21 protein-coding genes are annotated in these 18747 nt (G+C 70.6%); 11 read left to right on the top strand and 10 right to left on the bottom strand.

The genetic code is table 11. The annotated features are described in order from the left end of the window. The first annotated feature begins 193 nt into the window (after window positions 1–193). Window positions 194–712: a hypothetical protein gene (locus ABZV42_RS10080; RefSeq protein ID WP_355982785.1), complete on the top strand. Its 519-nt coding sequence runs from the start codon at window positions 194–196 to the stop codon at window positions 710–712. Here ABZV42_RS10080 and ABZV42_RS10085 read toward each other — a convergent pair. Beyond that, on the bottom strand, window positions 693–830 hold the full coding sequence (locus ABZV42_RS10085; protein ID WP_356051527.1) for a hypothetical protein: 138 nt from the start codon (window positions 828–830) through the stop codon (window positions 693–695). The two genes, ABZV42_RS10080 and ABZV42_RS10085, sit on opposite strands and share 20 nt — an antisense overlap. Before the next feature lie 52 nt (window positions 831–882). On the opposite strand from ABZV42_RS10085, the gene ABZV42_RS10090 reads away from it, so the two are divergent. The 3 genes from ABZV42_RS10090 (at window position 883) to ABZV42_RS10100 (ending at window position 3726) form a co-directional block, all read left to right on the top strand. After that, entirely contained in the window at window positions 883–1725 is an 843-nt protein-coding gene (locus ABZV42_RS10090; RefSeq protein WP_356051529.1) for a DUF4097 family beta strand repeat-containing protein, read from the top strand. Window positions 1726–1942: 217 nt separating this feature from the next. Continuing rightward, on the top strand, window positions 1943–2947 hold the full coding sequence (locus ABZV42_RS10095) for an ATP-binding cassette domain-containing protein (protein WP_356051623.1): 1005 nt from the start codon (window positions 1943–1945) through the stop codon (window positions 2945–2947). Then, a complete protein-coding gene (locus ABZV42_RS10100) occupies window positions 2944–3726 on the top strand; it encodes an ABC transporter permease (protein ID WP_355982779.1) in 783 nt (260 codons plus the stop codon). The genes ABZV42_RS10095 and ABZV42_RS10100 overlap by 4 nt, the downstream gene beginning before the upstream one ends. A gap of 102 nt (window positions 3727–3828) precedes the next feature. Here ABZV42_RS10100 and ABZV42_RS10105 read toward each other — a convergent pair whose 3' ends face one another. From ABZV42_RS10105 to ABZV42_RS10120, 4 genes are read right to left on the bottom strand one after another with little or no spacing between them, the layout of a single operon-like run. After that, window positions 3829–4644: an ABC transporter permease gene (locus ABZV42_RS10105; protein ID WP_355982777.1), complete on the bottom strand. Its 816-nt coding sequence runs from the start codon at window positions 4642–4644 to the stop codon at window positions 3829–3831. A 10-nt stretch (window positions 4645–4654) separates the two neighbouring features. Further along, window positions 4655–5545: an ABC transporter permease gene (locus ABZV42_RS10110; RefSeq protein WP_355982775.1), complete on the bottom strand. Its 891-nt coding sequence runs from the start codon at window positions 5543–5545 to the stop codon at window positions 4655–4657. Window positions 5546–5552: 7 nt separating this feature from the next. Then, a complete protein-coding gene (locus ABZV42_RS10115) occupies window positions 5553–6749 on the bottom strand; it encodes an ABC transporter substrate-binding protein (RefSeq protein WP_356051531.1) in 1197 nt (398 codons plus the stop codon). Window positions 6750–6788: 39 nt separating this feature from the next. Further along, on the bottom strand, window positions 6789–7871 hold the full coding sequence (locus tag ABZV42_RS10120; RefSeq protein ID WP_355982771.1) for an ABC transporter ATP-binding protein: 1083 nt from the start codon (window positions 7869–7871) through the stop codon (window positions 6789–6791). 122 nt (window positions 7872–7993) lie between these two features. Between ABZV42_RS10120 and ABZV42_RS10125 the strand changes: the two genes are divergently transcribed. Beyond that, window positions 7994–8812: a GntR family transcriptional regulator gene (locus ABZV42_RS10125; protein ID WP_355982769.1), complete on the top strand. Its 819-nt coding sequence runs from the start codon at window positions 7994–7996 to the stop codon at window positions 8810–8812. Continuing rightward, entirely contained in the window at window positions 8769–9548 is a 780-nt protein-coding gene (locus tag ABZV42_RS10130) for a cache domain-containing protein (protein ID WP_355982767.1), read from the top strand. Before ABZV42_RS10125 ends, ABZV42_RS10130 begins: the two co-directional genes overlap by 44 nt. A gap of 110 nt (window positions 9549–9658) precedes the next feature. Here the strand turns inward: ABZV42_RS10130 and ABZV42_RS10135 are convergent, their stop codons facing one another. Further along, complete coding sequence (locus ABZV42_RS10135; protein ID WP_355982765.1) at window positions 9659–10318, bottom strand: hypothetical protein; 660 nt, start codon at window positions 10316–10318, stop codon at window positions 9659–9661. A 269-nt stretch (window positions 10319–10587) separates the two neighbouring features. Between ABZV42_RS10135 and ABZV42_RS10140 the strand changes: the two genes are divergently transcribed. The 3 genes from ABZV42_RS10140 to ABZV42_RS10150 are packed head-to-tail and all read left to right on the top strand — an operon-like array spanning window position 10588 to window position 13014. Next, window positions 10588–11244, top strand: a complete 657-nt coding sequence (locus tag ABZV42_RS10140) for a helix-turn-helix transcriptional regulator (RefSeq protein WP_355982763.1) — start codon at window positions 10588–10590, stop codon at window positions 11242–11244. 32 nt (window positions 11245–11276) lie between these two features. Beyond that, the gene (locus ABZV42_RS10145) at window positions 11277–11807 is read left to right on the top strand and encodes a toxin-antitoxin system, toxin component (protein ID WP_355982761.1); all 531 of its coding nucleotides are present in this window, start codon (window positions 11277–11279) and stop codon (window positions 11805–11807) included. 13 nt (window positions 11808–11820) lie between these two features. Further along, entirely contained in the window at window positions 11821–13014 is a 1194-nt protein-coding gene (locus ABZV42_RS10150) for an MAB_1171c family putative transporter (RefSeq protein ID WP_355982759.1), read from the top strand. Between the two features lie 64 nt (window positions 13015–13078). On the opposite strand, the gene ABZV42_RS10155 is transcribed toward ABZV42_RS10150, so the two are convergent. Further along, complete coding sequence (locus ABZV42_RS10155; protein ID WP_355982757.1) at window positions 13079–14122, bottom strand: alpha/beta hydrolase; 1044 nt, start codon at window positions 14120–14122, stop codon at window positions 13079–13081. Window positions 14123–14376: 254 nt separating this feature from the next. On the opposite strand from ABZV42_RS10155, the gene ABZV42_RS10160 reads away from it, so the two are divergent. Continuing rightward, window positions 14377–14613 (top strand): hypothetical protein, encoded by a 237-nt coding sequence (locus tag ABZV42_RS10160; RefSeq protein WP_355982755.1) that lies wholly within the window; start codon window positions 14377–14379, stop codon window positions 14611–14613. A 64-nt stretch (window positions 14614–14677) separates the two neighbouring features. Here the strand turns inward: ABZV42_RS10160 and ABZV42_RS10165 are convergent, their stop codons facing one another. From ABZV42_RS10165 to ABZV42_RS10175, 3 genes are all read right to left on the bottom strand, one after another. Further along, on the bottom strand, window positions 14678–15589 hold the full coding sequence (locus tag ABZV42_RS10165) for a hypothetical protein (RefSeq protein ID WP_356051533.1): 912 nt from the start codon (window positions 15587–15589) through the stop codon (window positions 14678–14680). Between the two features lie 100 nt (window positions 15590–15689). Further along, a complete protein-coding gene (locus tag ABZV42_RS10170; protein WP_355982752.1) occupies window positions 15690–16385 on the bottom strand; it encodes a 4'-phosphopantetheinyl transferase superfamily protein in 696 nt (231 codons plus the stop codon). Then, entirely contained in the window at window positions 16333–17241 is a 909-nt protein-coding gene (locus tag ABZV42_RS10175) for a metallophosphoesterase (RefSeq protein ID WP_356051535.1), read from the bottom strand. The genes ABZV42_RS10170 and ABZV42_RS10175 overlap by 53 nt, the downstream gene beginning before the upstream one ends. Before the next feature lie 249 nt (window positions 17242–17490). Between ABZV42_RS10175 and ABZV42_RS10180 the strand changes: the two genes are divergently transcribed. After that, a complete protein-coding gene (locus tag ABZV42_RS10180; protein WP_355982748.1) occupies window positions 17491–18687 on the top strand; it encodes an ATP-grasp domain-containing protein in 1197 nt (398 codons plus the stop codon). The last annotated feature ends 60 nt before the right edge of the window (window positions 18688–18747 follow it).

The following is an 18747-nucleotide window of genomic DNA, read 5'->3' on the forward strand; positions in this document are numbered from 1 at the left end:
CCAAGTGGCACCATCCAGCGCCAATCGGTGCCACCCCACACGACCGGATGGCACATTGGCGCACATGACGCCACCACTCCAGGAACGACCCCCTTCCCATCTCCGCAGGTCAGGGGCCCGCCCTGCGGGATGCGGCGACACGCGGTGCCATTTGGGCTTGCGCATGGCGCCATAGTGGTGCCACCATGTCGTCATGGACCTCACTCCGTATGTCGACACCCTGCGCCGGGAACTCGCGGTGGCCGCCCAGGCCGGCGGGGAAGAAGCCCGTCAGCTGGCCGAGCGGCTCACCGCACCGCTGGAGTCGGCGACCCGTCTGACCATGCTCAACGTGCTCTCCGCCGCGATGGACGAGATCACCCGTGAGCTGGCCCCCGGCTCGGTCGACGTACGGCTGCGCGGACTGGACCCCGACTTCGTCGTGACACCACCGCCCTCCTACGGCGGCACCACGGAAGTGGCGGAGGCGCCCGTCGAACCGTTCAGGGCGCAGGCGCCCGGTGACGGCGACGAGGGTGGCACCGCCCGCGTCAACCTGCGTCTGCCGGCCCACCTCAAGGCGCGCGCCGAGGAGGCCGCGAACCGCGAAGGCCTGTCGGTCAACGCGTGGCTGGTGCGGGCCGTCTCCGCCGCGGTCGACGGCGGAACCCGGCCGCGCGCGACCGGCAGGACCCGCACGGTCGGCCAGAGCTTCACGGGCTGGGTTCGCTAGCCGCGCCCGGCACGAGCCCCAGCACCAGCACCAGCACCAGCACCAGCACGAACGCCAACACCAACACCCACAGCCACAGCCACAGCCACAGCCCAACGAATCCCAGCACGGCACCCACACCACGTCCCACCTGCGGGGACGACCCAAGGACTCACGAGGACGGTACAGCCATGCCTTCTTTCGACACTCCCGAGCCGATCTCGGTCACCGCCGAGGTGGCCGCCGGTTCCATCCGCTTCAGCGCGGCGGACCGCCGCGACACGGTCGTCGAGGTGCGACCCCTGGACCCCGAGAAGGACAGGGACGTACGGGCCGCCGAACAGACCGAGGTCGTGTACGCGAGCGGCGTCCTGACGGTCAGGACGAAGCAGCGCCATCTGATCGGTTCGAGTGGCGCCGTCGACGTGACGGTCGAGCTGCCCACGGGCTCCGGGATCGACATGAACTGCTCCTGGACCCAGGTGCTCACCGAGGGAAGGCTCGGCGAGGTCCGCGTGAAGACCTCGGCCGGCGACGTGCGCCTCGACACCACCGGCCCGCTGAATCTGACGGCGTCCCACGGCCTGATCACCGTGGACCGGGTCGAGGGCATGGCCGAGATCACCAGCAGCACGGGCAACGTGCGCGTCGGCACGGTCGACGGACCCGCCGTCCTGAAGAACTCCCACGGCAGCACCACCGTCGGCACCGTGACCGGCGAACTGCGGGTGAGCGGCACCAACGGCGGCGTCGACATCGCGCGCGCCGGGACATCGGTCGCCGGCACCACCACCAACGGACACCTCCGTGTCTCCGAAGTCCGCGGCGGCGAAATCCGGCTGGAGACGTCCAACGGCTCCATCGAGGTCGGTATTCACGACGGCGTCGCCGCCTGGCTCGACGTCAGTTCCAACCGCGGACAGGTACGCAACATGCTCGCCGCGTCCGAGGCTCCCGAGCAGACCGAGGGCACCGTCGCGGTCCACGCCCGGAGCAATTGGGGCAACATCGACATCCTGCGCTCCAAGTCCTGAGCTCCTCGCGCCGCCCCGCACCGCCGCTTCGCCGCACCGCACCCCACCGCCGCACCGCCGCACCGCTTCCCCGCCGCACCGCTTCCCCGACACCGCCTCAGCCTCCGCGCCGCCCTTCCGTAGGACCTGAGGCCCCTCCCCCTCGGCCCCGCCCCCTTCTCTTCCTGCGCCTCCTCCACCCAGCCTCCGAACGGAGAGCTCCATGCCTTCTTCTGTCATGCCCATGCCCAGACGAGGTGACGGTCCGCGGCAGCCCCCCGCCGTCACCGCCATCGGACTGCGCAAGTCGTACGGCGACAAGACCGTGCTCGACGGCATCGATCTGCGCATCCCGGCCGGCTCCGTCTTCGCGCTGCTCGGGCCCAACGGCGCCGGAAAGACCACCACCGTGCAGATCCTGTCCACGCTCATCGCAGCCGACGGCGGGCAGGCCCAGGTCGCGGGCCACGACGTCGCCACGTCACCGGCCGGGGTGCGTGCCGCGATCGGCGTCACCGGACAGTTCTCCGCGCTCGACGACCTGCTCACCGCCGAGGAGAACCTGATCCTCATGGCCGACCTGCTGCGCCTCGGCAAGCGCGAAGGGCGTTCCCGCGCAGCGGAGTTGCTCCAGCGGTTCGACATCGCGGACGTCGGGGACAAGCGCGCCGCGACCTTCTCCGGCGGCATGCGGCGCCGGCTCGACCTCGCCATGACGCTGGTCGGCGATCCTCAGGTGATCTTCCTGGACGAGCCGACGACCGGGCTCGATCCCCGCAGCCGCCGCACCATGTGGGACACGGTGCGCTCGCTGGTCGCGGGTGGCACCACCGTCTTCCTCACCACTCAATACCTGGACGAGGCCGACCAGTTGGCCGACCGGATCGCGGTGCTCGACGGCGGCCGGATCGTCGCCGAGGGCACCCCCGGCGAACTCAAGGCGCAGATCCCCGGCAGCCACGTACTCCTGCGGTTCACCGAGCAGGCCGAGTACGGGCGCGCGGCCGACGCCTTCCCCGGCGCGGTCCGCGACGACGAGGACCTCGCGCTGCGCGTAGCCGGTGACGGCGGCCTCGACGCGCTGCGCGCCCTGATCGACCGGCTGGACGCCGCCGGGATCAGGGCCGCCGACCTCTCCGTGCACACCCCCGACCTCGACGACGTGTTCCTCGCCCTGACCGGCGACGGCACCGCGAGCACCGGCACCGGCAGCCCCCTTCACGCCAAGGAGACCCCGCGATGAGCACCCTCACGTACGCCGTGCAGGACTCGATGACGATGCTGCGGCGCAACCTCAAGCACGCGATCCGCTATCCGGCGGTGTCGCTCGGCGCCGCCATGATGCCGATCCTGATGCTGGTGCTGTTCGTCTACGCCTTCGGCGACTCGATCGGCGCGGGAATCGGCGGCGGCCGGAACGCCTACCTGCAATATCTGACGCCCGGCGTCATCATCATGGGGGTGGCGGCCGGGGCGATGTCGACCTCGATCGCGGTGTGCTCCGACATGACCGAGGGCATCATCAATCGCTTCCGCACCATGAACATCACCCGGTCGTCGTTCATGACAGGCCATGTGGTCGGCAGCGTCATCCAGACGATGGTGAGCATGGTCCTGGTCGTCGGGTTCGCGCTCGCCATCGGCTTCCGGTCGGACGCGAGCCCGCTCGAATGGCTCGCCGCCGCCGGTCTCCTCACGGCCATCACGTTCGCGGTGACCTGGCTGTCCGCGGCGCTCGGCCTGATCTCCAAGACGGTCGAGTCCGCGAGCAACAAGCCGCTGCTGGTCCAGTTCCTGCCGTTCCTCGGCTCCGCGTTCGTGCCGGCCGGCTCGATGTCACCGGGCCTTCGCTGGTTCGCCGAGAACCAGCCCTTCACACCGATGACCGAGACACTGCGCGGCCTGCTCTCCGGCTCGGCGATCGGGGACAACGGCTGGATCTCGCTCTCCTGGTGCGCCGGCATCACCCTGGTCGGCTACGTCTGGTCGCGTTCGCTGTTCAACAGCACCACCAGACGCTGAGGCCGTACGGGCGAGGGGCGGCCGGAGTCCGTGCGCGGCGGACTCCGGCCGCCCCTCGGTGGCGTCAACACGTCTACGAACGGCGGCGGTTCGCCCGGGCCGTCAGATCCGGCTCTCGGCGGCCGTGTCCGCGGACAGCCGCTGGGCCGCGTAGATCGGGATCACCGAGAGCAGGACGAGCACCGCGGCCACCACGTTCACGACCGGTGCCTGCTGCGGCCTGGTCATGTTGTTGAAGATCCAGATCGGCAGGGTCTCGATGCCGGGCCCCGCCGTGAACGTCGTCACGACGATCTCGTCGAAGGACAGTGCGAAGGCGAGCAGTCCGCCGGCCAGCAGCGCCGAGCGCACCATCGGGAACGTGACGTCGACGAAGGCCCGGAAGGTGTCCGCGCCCAGGTCCATCGCGGCTTCCTCGTACGTTCCTGACGTGCGGCGCAGTCGCGCGACCACGTTGTTGAAGACGACGACGATGCAGAAGGTCGCGTGGCCGACGATCACGGTGAACATGCCGAGACCGACGCCGAGGGGTTCGAGCACCGTGCTGAACGCCGAGTTGAGCGCGATGCCCGTGACGATGCCGGGCAGCGCGATCGGCAGGACGACCACGAAGGAGATGGCGTCCCGGCCGAAGAACCGGTGGCGGGCGACCGCGAACGCGATCAGCGTTCCCAGGACGAGCGCGATGGCCGTGGCGCCGAGACCTGCCTTCACCGAGACCCACAGGGCCGCGCGGGCACCCTCGTTCTCCCAGGCGATCGACCACCAGTGGACGGTGAGTCCGGAGGGCGGCCAGCTCGCGCTGCGGTCCCGGTTGAAGGAGTTGACGAGGACGAGCGCGAGCGGCACGTAGATGAAGGCGAAGCCGAGCCCGGCTGCGACACGCAGCGCGATGCGCGCGGGACGGGACAGTTGCACAGCGGGCTCCTCAGAGACTGCTCAGGGCGCCCGTGCGGCGCATCGCGAGGAGGTACACCACGATGACCACGACGGGGACCGTGCCGAGCGCGGCGGCCATGGGCAGGTTCAGTTCGATGTTGGAGTAGACGACGTTGCCGATGAGCTGGGTCTTGCCGCCGACGATCTGCACGGTGATGTAGTCGCCGAGGCTGAGCGAGAAGGTGAAGACCGAGCCGGCGGCCACGGACGGCAGGACCATCGGCAGCACCACGGACCGGAACGTCCGGCTCGCCCTGGCGCCCAAGTCCGCCGAGGCGTCGAGGAGGTTGGCGGGCAGCTGCTCCAGCGCGGTGTGGATCGGCAGGATCATGTACGGCAGCCACAGGTAGGTCAGCGCGATGATCGCCGCCGTGAGTCCGTACCCGGGTCCGCTCAGCCCGAGGGGCTTCAACGCCCAGTCGGCGAGGCCGCCTTGGGAGAGGATCAGCCGCCAGGCGTACACCTTGACGAGGTAACTCGCCCACAGCGGCGTGAGGATGGCGACGACGAGCAGCGGGCGTCGCTTCGGCGGGGCGATCCTGGCCGTGTAGAAGGCGATCGGGAAGGCGATCAGCGCGCACAGGGCGGTGACCGCGAGGGCGACGCCGACGCTGCGCAGGATGACCTGCCGGTACACGGGCGTGGTGAACAACTGGTGGAAGTTGTCGGTCGACCAGACCTTCACGACCTCGGAGGTGAAGGAGTTCGTCGTCCAGAACGCCGAGACGAACAGCACGGCCAGGGAGCCGAGATAGAGCACCGCCAGCCAGAGCAGGGGTGCGGTCAGCAGCAGGGACAGCCGCAGCCGGGAGTGCCGGTGCAGTGTCCCCGCGAGCCGCCGGACGGGGGAGCGTCCGGCGGCCTGCGGGGTGGAGGTCATCGTCCGGTCAGCCCTTGATCTCGGTCCAGGCCTGGACCCACTTCGCGTACGGCACGCACTTGACGTCGGTGCGGCCGTCGAGGCACTGCTCGATGGGCGTGTTCCAGAACGCGATGTTCTTCCAGTAGCTCTCGTCGGTGGCGTGGAAGGTGTCGCAGAAGGTCTTGTCGCTGGTGTACCGGCACGCCTGGGAGTTGGCGGGCGCCTCACCGAAGTACTCGGCCACCTGGGCGTTCACCTTCGGGGAGATGATCCAGTCCATCCACTTGTAGGCGCAGTTGGGATGCTTGGCCCTGGCGGAGACCATCCAGGTGTCGGACCAGCCCGTGGAACCCTCCTTGGGCACGAAGGCCTTCACCTTGGCGCCCTCGTCGGCCGTGAGGTTGGCGATGACCTGCCAGGTGGTGCCCACCACGGAGTCGCCGCTCTTGAACGCGGAGATCTCCTTGAGGTAGTCACTCCAGTACTCCCCCACGTTCGCGCTCTGCTTCTTCAGCAGCGCGACGGCCGCGTCGAACTGCTTCTGGTCGAGCGCGTAGGGGTCCTTGATCTTCAGCTCGGGCCTGGCCGACTTCAGATAGAGCGCCGCGTCGGCTATGTAGATCGGCGAGTCGTACGCGGTGACGTGGCCCTTGTACGCCGAGGCGTCGTCGAAGACCGCGGACCAGGAGGTGGGGGCGGGGGTGACCTTCTGGGTGTTGTACATCAGGAGGTTGGCGCCGCGGCCGTGCGGGATGCCGTACATCTGGCCCTTGACGGAGTTCCAGGGGCCGTTCTTCAGGCCGCTGAAGACGTTCTTGTAGTTCGGTACGAGGCCGGTGTTGACCGGGGCCGCGTCGCCCGAGGCGATGAGGCGCAGGGAGGCGTCGCCCGAGGCGGAGACCGCGTCGTACTGACCGGTCTTCATCAGCTTGACCATCTCGTCGGAGCTGGCGGCCACCTTGGAGTTGACCTGGCAGCCGGTCTGCTTCTCGAAGTCGCCGACCCAGTTGACCTTGGGGTCGTTGGAGCCGTCCTCGACATAGCCGGCCCAGGCGATCAGGTTGACCTGTCCCTCGGTCCTGCCGAGCTTCGTCTGCGCCTTGAGGTCGGGCGGGTTGAGGCCGGTGGACGCGGAGGAGGCCGCGCCGGACGAACCGCAGGCGGTGGCCGCGAGGAGCACCGCGACGGCGGCGGCGGCCTTGAGGGTTGGGGTGAGGCGCACGGCGTACTCCATACGTGACGGGGGACTTGAGCGTGGATGTCAGCTGGGGTCGGGGACCCGGAAGGCGTGGCGGCGGTGCCACTGGAGCCGGACGCGGGTGCCGCGCAGCGCGGCGACGTCCTCGGAGGAGGTCTCCAGGTTCTGCTGGAGTGCGGTGAGGCGGCCGCCCGCGTCGAGGTCGACCAGGAAGCGGGTGGCGTCGCCCAGGTAGACGACCTCGGCGACGGTGCCGGTGGTGGTGGAGTGCTCCGGCTCGGCCGCCTCGCCGGCCGCGCCGGTGTCGGCAGTCTCGGCACCCGCCGGGGTCTCCGGCGTCTCCGCGGTGACCCGGATCTTCTCCGGCCGGATGCTGTACGTGCCGGGGGCGCCGACGACCTGCTGCGCGGCCTGGCCGTCGAGCAGGTTGGACGTGCCGACGAAGCCCGCGACGAAGGCGGTGGCGGGGCGTTCGTAGATCTCGGCCGGAGTGCCGACCTGCTCGATGCGGCCCTGGTGGAAGACGGCGATGCGGTCGCTCATCGTCAGGGCCTCCTCCTGGTCGTGGGTGACGAACACGAAGGTGATGCCGACCTCGCGCTGGATCGCCTTGAGTTCGACCTGCATCTGCTCGCGCAGCTTGAGGTCGAGAGCGCCGAGCGGCTCGTCGAGGAGCAGGACGCGGGGGCGGCCGACCAGGGCCCTGGCGAGGGCGACGCGCTGGCGCTGGCCTCCGGAGAGCTGGGCCGGACGGCGGCGGCCGTACCCCTCCAGGCGTACGTCGGCGAGCGCCTTGCGGGCCCGGACCAGCCGCTCGGCCTTGGGCACCCTGCGGACCTTGAGGCCGTAGGCGACGTTCTCCTCGACGGTCATGTGCGGGAAGAGGGCGTAGTCCTGGAAGACGGTGTGCACGTCCCGTTCGAAGGGGGCGAGACCGGTGACCTCCTGGCCTGCCAGCTCGATCCTGCCCTCGGTCGGGCTCTCGAATCCGGCGATCATCCGCAGCACGGTCGTCTTGCCCGAGCCGGACGGGCCGAGCATCGAGAAGAACTCGCCGTCGGCTATCTCCAGATCGACTCCGGCCACGGCGGTCGTCTCGCCGAACGCCTTTCGCAGGCCCTGGAGCCGGATCGCCTTTGCCTCCATGGGCGGGGAACCTTTCTGGTGCGGTGGTGCGTTGCAACACTGACCGGAAAGATATGAAGTCATAGTTCAAATCTCAAGACCCCTTTAGAGTAAAGGTTGAGTCAACGCACAAGGTGGTGACCATGAAGCAACACAGGGGCGACGGCGTTCGCAGAGCCGTCTTCACTCCCGTGGACAACCGCGCGCGCGTCGAGACGGTCGTACACCGGATCGGCGACGCCATCGAGCTGGGACTGCTCGCCGACGGGGAGCAGCTGCCCGGCGAGATGGAGCTGGCCGGGCAGCTCGGCGTGTCCACGGTCACCCTGCGCGAGGCGCTCATGGCCCTGCGGCAACAGGGGCTGGTGACCACGCGGCGCGGGCGCGGCGGCGGCAGCTTCGTGTCACTGCCCGAAGTACCGGGCGAGGAGAGGCTGTTGTCCCGGCTGGCCGGCTTTGGCACCGAGGAGCTGCGCGACCTGGGCGACCACTGGGCGGCCCTGTCCGGGGCGGCGGCCAGACTCGCGGCGCAGCGGACCGAACCGGACGACCTCAAGGCACTGCGGCGCACCCTGGACGACCTGTCGTCCGCCGAGGACGCCGCCGCCCGCAGCCGCGTCTACGGCCGCTTCCACGTCGAACTCGCCGCGGCGGCGCAGTCCGCCCGGCTGACGCGTGAGCAGGTCGTACTCCAGACGGAGGTGGGCGCGCTGATGTGCCTCCTGCTCGGGGACGACGAATATCGTGAAGAAGTCGCAGACCGTCATCGCTCCGTAATCTCGGCCGTGCAAGATGGGGCCCACGATTCGGCCAGAGCACTGGCCGAGCGGTGCGTACTGGACTCGACGGCGCGGCTCATCACCCTGCGCCTCTCGATGCCGCGTGCCGTGTCAGGTCCACGTCCACTGGAGGGCACCCATGCGCCGGAGCCCCGGACCCGTCGGCGCGACGGCGACGCTTGACGTCTCCGCCGAGGCGGCCGTCGCCGCCCAGGTCCGCTGCACGCTGGAGGCCGTGTTCGACGCGGTCACCGAGACCCGGGCCGACACGACCGCGCTCCTCACCCGGGTCGCCGCCGAGGGCCGCCGCCCGGCGACGGTGGATCTGGCGGCACTGCGCCCTGGACTGCATCTGCGGCTCACCCGGCAGGAGTTGGTGTCGGGCGCCGGGTTCGTGGCCGCGCCCGGCCTGCTCGGGGACGTACCGGCGTGGCTGGAATGGTGGCAGCAGGGCTCCGACAAAAGCCTGCGACCGCTGCTGCTCGACCTCGATCCGGCGCACTCCGCGTACTCGGACTACACGCACTGGGACTGGTTCGCGCTGCCCCGCGACACGGGGCAGCGCGCGGTCGCGGGGCCCTACGTCGACTATCTCTGCTCCGACGAGTACAGCCTGACGCTGTCCGCGCCGATCCATGTGGACGGCCGGTTCGTGGGGGTGGCGGCGGCCGACGTGTATCTGCGGCACTTCGAGGGCGCGGTCGTCCCGCTTCTCCAACGGCTGCCCGCAGCCGCCTACTTGGTGAACGCTCGGGGCCGGGTGGCCGCGTCGGCCGACCCCGCGCATCTGGCCGGATCGCTCACCAAGGGGCCCGACTTCGCGGCCGTGCTGGCGGGGGCCCGGAGCACGCGCCACGAGAACATGCGGCTCGTTCCCTGCGACAGCGTGCCCCTCGTCCTGGTGATGCCGGCCGGCTGAGCGGGCCCGGCCTTCGAGGAGCCCTGGTCCCTCCGAGGGCCGCACGGCCGAGGACGGCCCCGCGCGGGGTGCGACTCCGGATCAGCACCGGGAGCCCTGGCCGACGCGCGTCACACGGCGCGAAGCTCCGCCGCGCCGTTGCGCGTCCTGCGTGTCCTGCGCGGTCCGCCCGTGACCGGCCGGCCCGCCTCGCGCAGCACCAGGGTCATCCGCGAATAGCCCATGTCCTGAAGGGTCCTGGGGGTGTCGTCGACGATCCGGCAGTCCGCTCCGCCCCAGCGGGGGTCGGGGTGGATCAGCGGTCGTACGGCGCCGTCGTGCTCGACCCCGCGCGGTCCGACCGCCTCGATCCAGTGCGGCAGACCGTGCCGATAGGCGGCGTCCATGATCGGGTCCTGGGCGATGTCCCGGCGGATCGCCTGGAGTCCGCGGTCCTGGCCGTTGCGCTCCACCGCCGCGGCGAAGTGCGCGAGCATCGGCAGGCACCAACTCGACTCGTGATCGCCGAGAACCGATCCCGCGTCCGGGTGAAACAGGACGAAGCGAAGGAAGTTGTCGCCCGGCATGGCGGTCGGGTGGGCCCCGACACCGTCGAAAAGTGTCTCGAACGCGGCGTTGGACAGCACGACGTCCCAGCGGTGGTCGAAGACGACGGAGGGGAAGGGCACGGCCTCGAGAAGCGTGGCGTAGTCCTGGAGGTACGCCTGCGCTTCGAGACTCTCGGGGACAGGTCGCGGCTGGGACCGCTGCCTTCCTGCCTGGTACGCCATCGGGAGGTCACCCCTCTTGCCTCTGCGGCCTTCACGCGGCGCCCCGATCCTGCTGCCCCGGGGACTGGCGTGTCAACTATCGTGGCATTTGGAGCTTGTTGACGGCTGAATCTCGCCACAGTTGTGGCGAGACCTGGATGTGAGTTCGAGTGACGGGCTACGCTCCGGTTGGTCCCCGGTCTTGCCGCCGGGATGGTTCCTGACCCTCGTGTCCACATGGTTCCCGAAGTTCGTGAGAGCCACCTGAGAGAGACGTAGGAGATCTGTCGGTGACGGATGGCTTCGAGGTTCCGTGCGCCACGGCGACGGTTCTGTTGCAGGCCGTCGTGGCCAGGGTCACCGCACTCGCCGACCGGCTCGGTGTGCCGCACGCCGAAGTCTTCGACGTACGGCGGTTGTCGGCCGAGTCCGGCGTCCCCGAGCCCGTGGCGAAGGCCCTGCTCCACGGCCGCCCCGCGGGAGAACCCGACCTGCAAGCACGCTTTCTGCAACGCCTGGACCTGCTGCGGCGCACCCGGCTCAAGCCCAACGGCCGCCGCTACACACAGCAGGAGATCGCCGACGGAGCCGCCATGTCGCGCCAGCAGGCGGGCGCCCTGATCAACGGCGACCGGCGCCCCACCATGGAGCACTGCGACGCCATCCAGCGCTTCTTCCGGGTGCACGCGGGATTCCTCACGGCCGAGGACTCCGAAGCCCTCGTGGGCGCCCTCCAGCGCTCGGAACAGGAACTCCTGCAACGGCTCGCCGACCGGGAACGCGCGGCGGTCTCCGTCGCCCGCGATCCGCTCGAACGGCTGCTCCTCGACCACGGCGTCCGCGGAATAGCCTGGCGGGCCGCGCAGCTGCCCACGGACCAGCACCGGGACAAGGTCGCGGAATGGCTGGACATGCTTCTGGAGAGCGTCAAACGGCCCGAGTCGTGAGCCGGGGGAGAGCAGTGGGCATCGGAAGGGAAATGCGCCGTCTGTGCGGCGAGCTGGTCTCGGAGCTCTCGCTCCCGGCACCGGCGGCACCCGCCGACCTCTACACCGCGCTGTGCGGCGCGATGAGCAGGCGCCGCGGCCGTCCCGTCCAGTTCCGTACGGCCGCCTTCCCGCCCGGCACCGCCAGCGGACTGTGGCTCGACATGGCCGAACAGGACCTGGTCGTCATCGAGCAACGCACCGCTCCCGACCACCAGTTGGTCATCCTCGGCCACGAGCTGTGGCACATGAAGGCCGGGCACTGCGGCCATCACGTCGACGGCGCGGCCGTCGCGGCACGCTTACTCGGCGACGGGGCGGACCTTCAGGCCACCGTCCTGAAAGTGGCGGCGCGCACCCGCTTCGACCTCGCCGACGAGCAGGAGGCCGAAAGCTTCGGTCTTCTGCTCGCCAGCAAATGCCGTACCTGGCTGGCCGGTTCCTCGTTGCGCGGCCCGGTGCAGCGGCACGGTCTGGCCGGCCGCATCGAGGCCTCCCTGGGCTGTCGCGGCCCGCGAGGCTGAAGGTTCCGGGGCCATGGACGGATCGAGCTACTACATCCCGGCCGTCGCCATGGGCGCGGCGATCGCGTTCAAAGGGCCCTCGCTGCTGCGCGGCTGGCGTGATCCGCTGCTGCGGTCCGTGGGCGTACTCCTCGCCCTCGCGGGCCTGGTGTTCCTCTTCGCGGCCCCACCAACCATCGCCGCGGTCAACGACATCACCGGGACACCCAACATCTCGGCCCCGATCGTCTACTGCCTGCTGAGCGCCTACAGCGCCTCGTGTCTCGTGCTGATCATCAACTGGCGCGGCGGACCGCCCGAGGTGACCCGGCGGCTCTCGCGCCGCTGGATCCTCGGCTACACGGTGGTCGGCGTCACGCTGATCGTCCTGTTCGCGCTCGGGGACGCCTCCGAGGAACGGCTGCGCGACCTCGACACCTACTACGCCAACACCCCCTTCATCCGCGAGATGATCGTCCTCTACCTCGCGTCGCTCACCGTCGCCGGTGTCGCGATGAACATCATGTGCTGGCGCTGGGCGATCCAGGTCAACGGCCGACTGCGCGCCGGCCTGGTGATCATCGCTTTCGGTTCGCTGTGCAACATCCCTTATTCCGCCGCCAAGTTCACCGCCGTGGTCGCCCGCTGGAACGGCGCGGACCTGGACGGCCTCAGTACCAATGTGGCCCCGCTGATGGCCTCGGCCGGGGCCCAGATCACCGCCGTCGGCTTCTGTCTTCCCCTCGCCTGGCGGCGTATCGAGGACAGCTGGAACACCTGGTCGGCCTACCGCCGGCTCGGGCCGCTGTGGCGCGAACTGAAGCCGGTCTCCGTGCCCGCGGACCGAGCGGTGCGGATGTCCTGGTGGACCCCCGCCGAACTCCAGGTCACCCAGCGGGAGTCCGACATCCACGACGGCATGCTGAGCCTCTACCCCTACTTCGACTCCGAGGTGCGCTCCCGGGCCTACGGCGCCGCGGTCGCCGCGGGCTCCTCCGCCGCCGAGGCGCACGCCGAGGCGGACGCCGCGATGGTGACGGTCGCGGTGCGGGCCAGGGCCGCCGACCCCGAGGGCCGTGTCATCAACTCGGCGGAGACCGCGGACGCACCGCCCTCGACCGGGTCCACCTTCGGGCACACGGACGGACAGCGCGACCTCGTGCGCATGTCCGTAGCACTGCGCCGTTCGCCCGTCGTCGCGGCGGCCCGGGGCCGGACGGCGACCTGACCCGAACACGGCACCCGCGAACGAGCCGGCTGACCCGGCACCGGAGGCACCCGGGGCCGCGCCCTCAGGTCGCGCTGCGTTCGCCGGCCTCGCGCAGTTCCCTCTCCACAGCACGGCTTCGGACAGTGTCGGGTTGCCCCGCCGCCGTCCCCGGACGCCCTTCGCGCAGCAGTTCCCGCCACCTCTCGCGGCTCCAGTCGGCCGCGGGCGTGGCCGTCGTGAACTCCTCGACCAGTGCCAGGAAGCGCGCCGGATCGCTGTGGAAGGGGAAGTGCCCCGCCCCTTCGAAGATCTCCAGGCGGCTGCCGGGCATCGCGTCGTGGGCCCGGTGGGCGTGGCGCACCGGCACCACACTGTCCCGGTCTCCCCAGAGCAGCATGGTGGGCATGCCCTCCGTGAGGTAGCAGCGGTCGAGCATGGTGACCGCCTGGCCGCGCCAGTCGACCACGGCCCGCAGGGTCCGGATGAACGCGCTGCGCGAGATCGCGTCGGGCAGCGCGTCCACGAGATGCAGCAACTCGGGTGCGTCCTGCGCCAGATCGGCATCGAGCAGGCGCATCAGACGCAGGAAAAGGCCCACTTGGAGCCGCATGCCGGGCAGTTGCAGCGTGGAGAGCAACAGATGGGCGCCCGGCAGTGACACGGCACGCAGCACCGGGTTGACCTCGCCCCCGACTCCGCCCGCGCTGACCAGGATCATCCGCTCGGTACGTTCGGGGAACTGGTAGGCGAACTGCATCACCACTCCCCCGCCGAGCGAGTGCCCGACCAGGGTGGCGGACTCGATGTCGAGCGCGGCCAGCAGATCGCGCACGCCGTTGGCGTACGCGGCGACCGAGTAGTCGGCGCGCGGCTTGTCGGACGCGCCGTGTCCGAGCAGGTCGGGTGCGATCACGGTGTGGGTGCGGGCGAGGTCGGGGATCAGCTCCGCCCAGGTCGCGGAGGAGTCCCCGATGCCGTGGATCAGGACGAGCGCGGGTCCCTGTCCCGCCATCCGGTAGGCGCGCCGGTAGCCGTGCACGACACGGTGGCGCAGGCGCAGTTCGCCGTCACCGACCGAACGCAGCCGCGGGGTGCGCCGCGGCTGCCGAGGCTGTACGTCGACCACGGGCCGACCTCCCGTTCCCAGGCCGCCGCTCGGACGGCTGCCGAGCCGCCTCAGTGGCGGCTTCGGGGCCGTCAGACATGCGGCCCCGCCTCACGTCTCCAGCGTGGGGGCCCCAGTTCCACCTGGGGTTTCCGTGAGGTTTCGCCTCCGCTAAGCGGGCGAACCTCCACGGACCGAAACCGGATTGTCAGTGGTGGGCGGCAAGCTGGGGTCAGGACCAGTGTCACGACAAGCCGACCAGGGAGCGCCGTCCGATGCCGACCGCCGTACTGACCGACCACGAACGCGCCGCCGTGCAGGCCTACCTCCGCCTCCTCCAGACGGTACGAGCGGCTTTCGACGGCCCACCGGACGAAGGCCGGCCACCCATGGTCCCGCCCGCCGTACTCGCCGAGACGGAACGGGCCCTGAAGGCAGCGGGCCTCGCAGGCAACGAGGACGCGTTCTTCGAACTCCTGCACGCCTGGTGCCCGGGACCGGACCGGGCGTGAGAAGGAGCCTGAGCGGCTCCCGGGCCCCGCTCCGCCGAGACGGGCTCCGGCGCCGACCTCCCGGTCAGTCCCCGCGCCGCACGGCAAGGCGCCGGTCCACGCGGTGGCCGAGCCAAAGGACGATGGCCAGGCGGAAGGCGAGGGCGGTCCAGGGCTTGAAGTAGTCCCCGGGGGCGTCGTCACTCTGGTCGGAGAGGTACCTGCCGAGGTAGGCGCTGACGATGGCGAACAGGACCACACACCGCTCCGCGTAGGACCACCTGCGCAGGTGAAGGAGGTCGAACGCGGGCGTCATCACCAGGCCGGCGAGGATCGCCAGACCCACGGCGAGGCCGAGATAGGTGTTCGCCGCGCCATCGGGGGAAGCCTTCGTCTCCTGGGTCCGGCCTGCGGCCCGGACGGCGGTGCGACTGCCGTGCCAGAGCGTCACCTGAACCCGCTCGCCGATGTGGAGTCTGGAGAACACGGGCTCGTCACTGGTGAGAACGATGGTGCCGCGGACCGGGCGCGGGCCGCTGAGGTCGATGTACCAGAGCTGACTGCGGGACGCGCCGGCATGGGTCCGCGCGACGACAGCGTCGACCGTGGCACGGCAGTCGCCATCCGGCGGACGAGCGGTGGCACAGGGCGTGGCCGACCGGTACGCGTCCGCGGTGGACCGTCCGTGCCAGTAGGGGACGACCAGAGCCACCGCGGCGAGCAGCGCCACAGTCCCCTTGGCGATCCGCCGCCGGACCAGCCGGACACGGATTCTCCTGGCGCGCAGCAATGCCCGGCCGCGCCGGGCGCGCTTGTGGTCACGCCGGTCGTGGTCGGCGAGGCCGTGTTCGTGTTCGTTCGTCTCACGCGCGGCCCGGGCCCGCTCACGACGTAGGTGCTCACGCCGGGCCCGCTCTCCCTGAGTCTTCCGACCGCGAGCCCGATGACCGTGGGCTCCGGATCCCACTCCGCCGTCGCCCGCTCCGCTGTTGCCCACGGCCACCCACCCCCGCCGCGCACAGATGCTCCTCAGGCCATGATGCCGCTCGGCAGCCGAAAGGGACCCGAGCGTCAACGCGGCACTTTTAGGGGCCCCTTCAGGTGTCGGATCCGGATCGCGGAACCGTGACCGCTGTCGCGAGCAGGCCGTGGCGGATAGTCCAGCGGCCGGTGAAGGTCTGGACGGGGAAGCCGTTCACCACGGGGCCCGGGACCAGGAGTCGGGCGCTCAGGTTTCCCGAGAGGGCTTCGGGGGCCGGGTCGAGGGTGATGTCGATGTCCGCCCCGGAGAAGTCGAGCCACCTGCCGGTGAGCGGGAACCAGGCCTTGTAGACCGACTCCTTGGCGCTGAACAGCAGCCGGTCCCAGTGGACGGCGGGCTCCCGGGCGACGAGGTGGCCCAGCCGGTCCGACTCGGTGGGCAGGGCCACTGCTTCCAGGACCTCCTCGGGGAGCGCCAGATGGGGTTCGGCGTCGATGCCGAGGGAGGCGAGATCGCCGGCCCGGGCGAGCGCGGCGGCGCCGTAGCCCTCGCAGTGCGTCATGCTGCCGATGACACCCGCCGGCCACCGCGGGGCCCCGCGCTCCCCCGGCAGCACGGGCCCCGGGGCCACGCCCAGCTTCTCCATGGCGTGCCGGGCACAGACCCGCACGGAGGCGAACTCGCGGCGCCGCTTGCCCACGGCGCGGGTCAGGACCGCCAGCTCCTCGGGGTACAGACTCGCTTCCGCGGCCGGGTCGTCACCGTGGCTCTCCACGACCACCACCGACTCCGGAAGCAGCTCCTCCATCACCGGCTTTGACCTCCATCGGCAGAATGCGGCGCAGCGTGCCCGGCGGTCCCGGTCGCGTCCGCCATTCTCGCGGATAGCCCACCGACACCTCCTCGAACCGGACACCCTCGTGCCAGGTGGTCCGGGGGATGTGCAGATGCCCGTAGACCATGGTCTCGACGCGGAACCTGCGGTGCCAGTCGGCGGTGGCCTCCGTGCCGCACCACATGGCGAACTCGGGGTGCCACAGGACGTCCATCGGGTGACGGTCCAGGGGGTAGTGGTTCACCGGGACGACCGGCAGACCGTCGGTGATCTCGGCGAGTCTGCGCTCGGTCTCCGCCACCCGGGCCCGGCACCAGGCCTCCCGGCTCGGATAGGGGTCGGGGTGGAGCAGGTACTCGTCGGTGCACACGATGCCGGTCCCGTGGGCGTACGCGAGCCCCTCCTCCTTGGTGGCACAGCCCTGCGGCAGGAAGGAGTAGTCGTAGAGCAGGAAGAGCGGGGCGACGACGACGGGCCCGCCCGGCCCGTTCCAGACGGGGTAGGGGTCCTCGGGGGTGACGACGCCCAACTCCCGGCACAGTTCCACCAGATGCTCGTAGCGGGCCACCCCGCGCAGTTGCACCGGGTCCTTGGGGTGGGTCCACAGTTCATGGTTGCCTGGCACCCAGACGACCTTGCGGAAGCGGTCGCCGAGCGTCTTGAGGGTCCACCGGACGTCCTCGACGATCTCACCGATGTCGCCGGCCACCAGGAGCCAGTCCTGGTCCGTGCCGGGGCGCATGTTCTCGACAAGGGCGCGGTTCTCGGCGTAGCCGATGTGCAGGTCGCTGATGGCCAGCAGGTTTCCGCCACCGGCGTCTGTCGGCCGCACGCGCCACCCCCGTAGAAAACGATACCGACACAACAGCACACGCTGCCGCCGCCGGACAAGGAGGCCCGGCGGGTGGGCGGGCGAATCCGTAACATCCCTGTAGCAGCATCGGGGTCCCGCGACCCTTATGATCGCCCCAACACCTCCGCTCGAATCTGCTTTGGCGTGCGACGGCTCGGTGTACCTCCCCTACCCCTGGCCGGGCCCGGCCCGCTCCGCCGTGCCCGCGAACCCCGAATGGTGGCTTGCATGGGCTCTCGCGTACGCGTCTGGCTCAACCGCACGTACGCGGAGAACGTGTTCTTCATGGACCAGCTGCGAAATAATCCGCAGCACCGCGCGGTCGAGATCCACGCCACCCACGGCGACGCAGACTCTCCCGTGCTGGCCGCCGCCGACACCGCCGAGCCTGAGCCCGAGGGCCTGTCGCCGCGCGCCTACGTCGAGTACGCCCTCGACATGTGCGCACGCCGTTCCGTCGACGTGTTCGTGCCCGTCCTGCACCAGGACGCGATCGTGGCGCAGCGCGCCGAGTTCGCGGCACTCGGTACGGCGCTGCTGGCGCCGCCGGCGGAGGCGGTCGCGGTCTTCCACGACAAGGCCGTCGCGTACCAGGCCGTGGAGGCCGTGGGTGTTCCGGTTCCTCCGTGGTACCGGGTGCGTACGGTCGAGGAACTGATCACCGCGGTCGAGGAGTTGGAGGCCGCGGGCCAGCGTGCCTGCTTCAAGCCGGCCGCCGGTGCGGGCGGGGTGGGCTTCCGGGTGATCACCCGGACCCCGTTCTCCCTCATGCACCTCAACGGCTTCCCGAGCGCGTACGTGCCTCTGGATCTGGTGGTGGAGGCGCTGAGCTCGGCCACGGAGCCCGTCGACTGGCTGGTGATGCCGCATCTCGGGCAGCCGGAGGTGTCGGTGGACGTCCTCACCGGGCCGGACGGCCGGGTCCGCATGGCCATCGGCCGCACCAAGAACGGCCGGCGTCGCGGATTCACCCTCGACGACGCGTGGATCGGGCCCGCGCGACTGCTCGCGGAGGCCTTCGGGCTGCACTACCTGTCCAACATCCAGTTCCGTATGTACGGCGACGAGCCGGTGTTGATGGACGTGAACACGCGTCCGGCGGGCGGGCTGCACCAGACCGCCCAGTGCGGGGTCAACGCCCCTTGGGCGGCTGTGCAGTTGGCGCTGGGCGAGGAGACGGGCGAGGTGGTCCCGCCGTTCCTCGGACCGGACTACACGGTGGTCGCGGGGCCGCGTCCGGTGCGTCCGGTGTCGCTGCCGGCGCAGCGGACCGACCCGGGCGTGCCCATCCTGTCCGCCATGCCCGCGCAGGCGGTGGAGTCCGTGCCCGCGCAGTCCGCTCCGGCCGAGCCGGCAGCCCCCACGGTTCCCGTCCAGGCCGCCGTTTCCGTCCAGGCCGCCACCGCCGCGATCGCGCCGGCCTAGCCGACCCCGCCCCGCCTCCCTTTACCGGTCTGGACCAATTCCCGCGCAGTGTCTTGACAG

Source organism: Streptomyces sp. NPDC005281, from assembly GCF_040607495.1.
Lineage (GTDB): Bacteria > Actinomycetota > Actinomycetes > Streptomycetales > Streptomycetaceae > Streptomyces.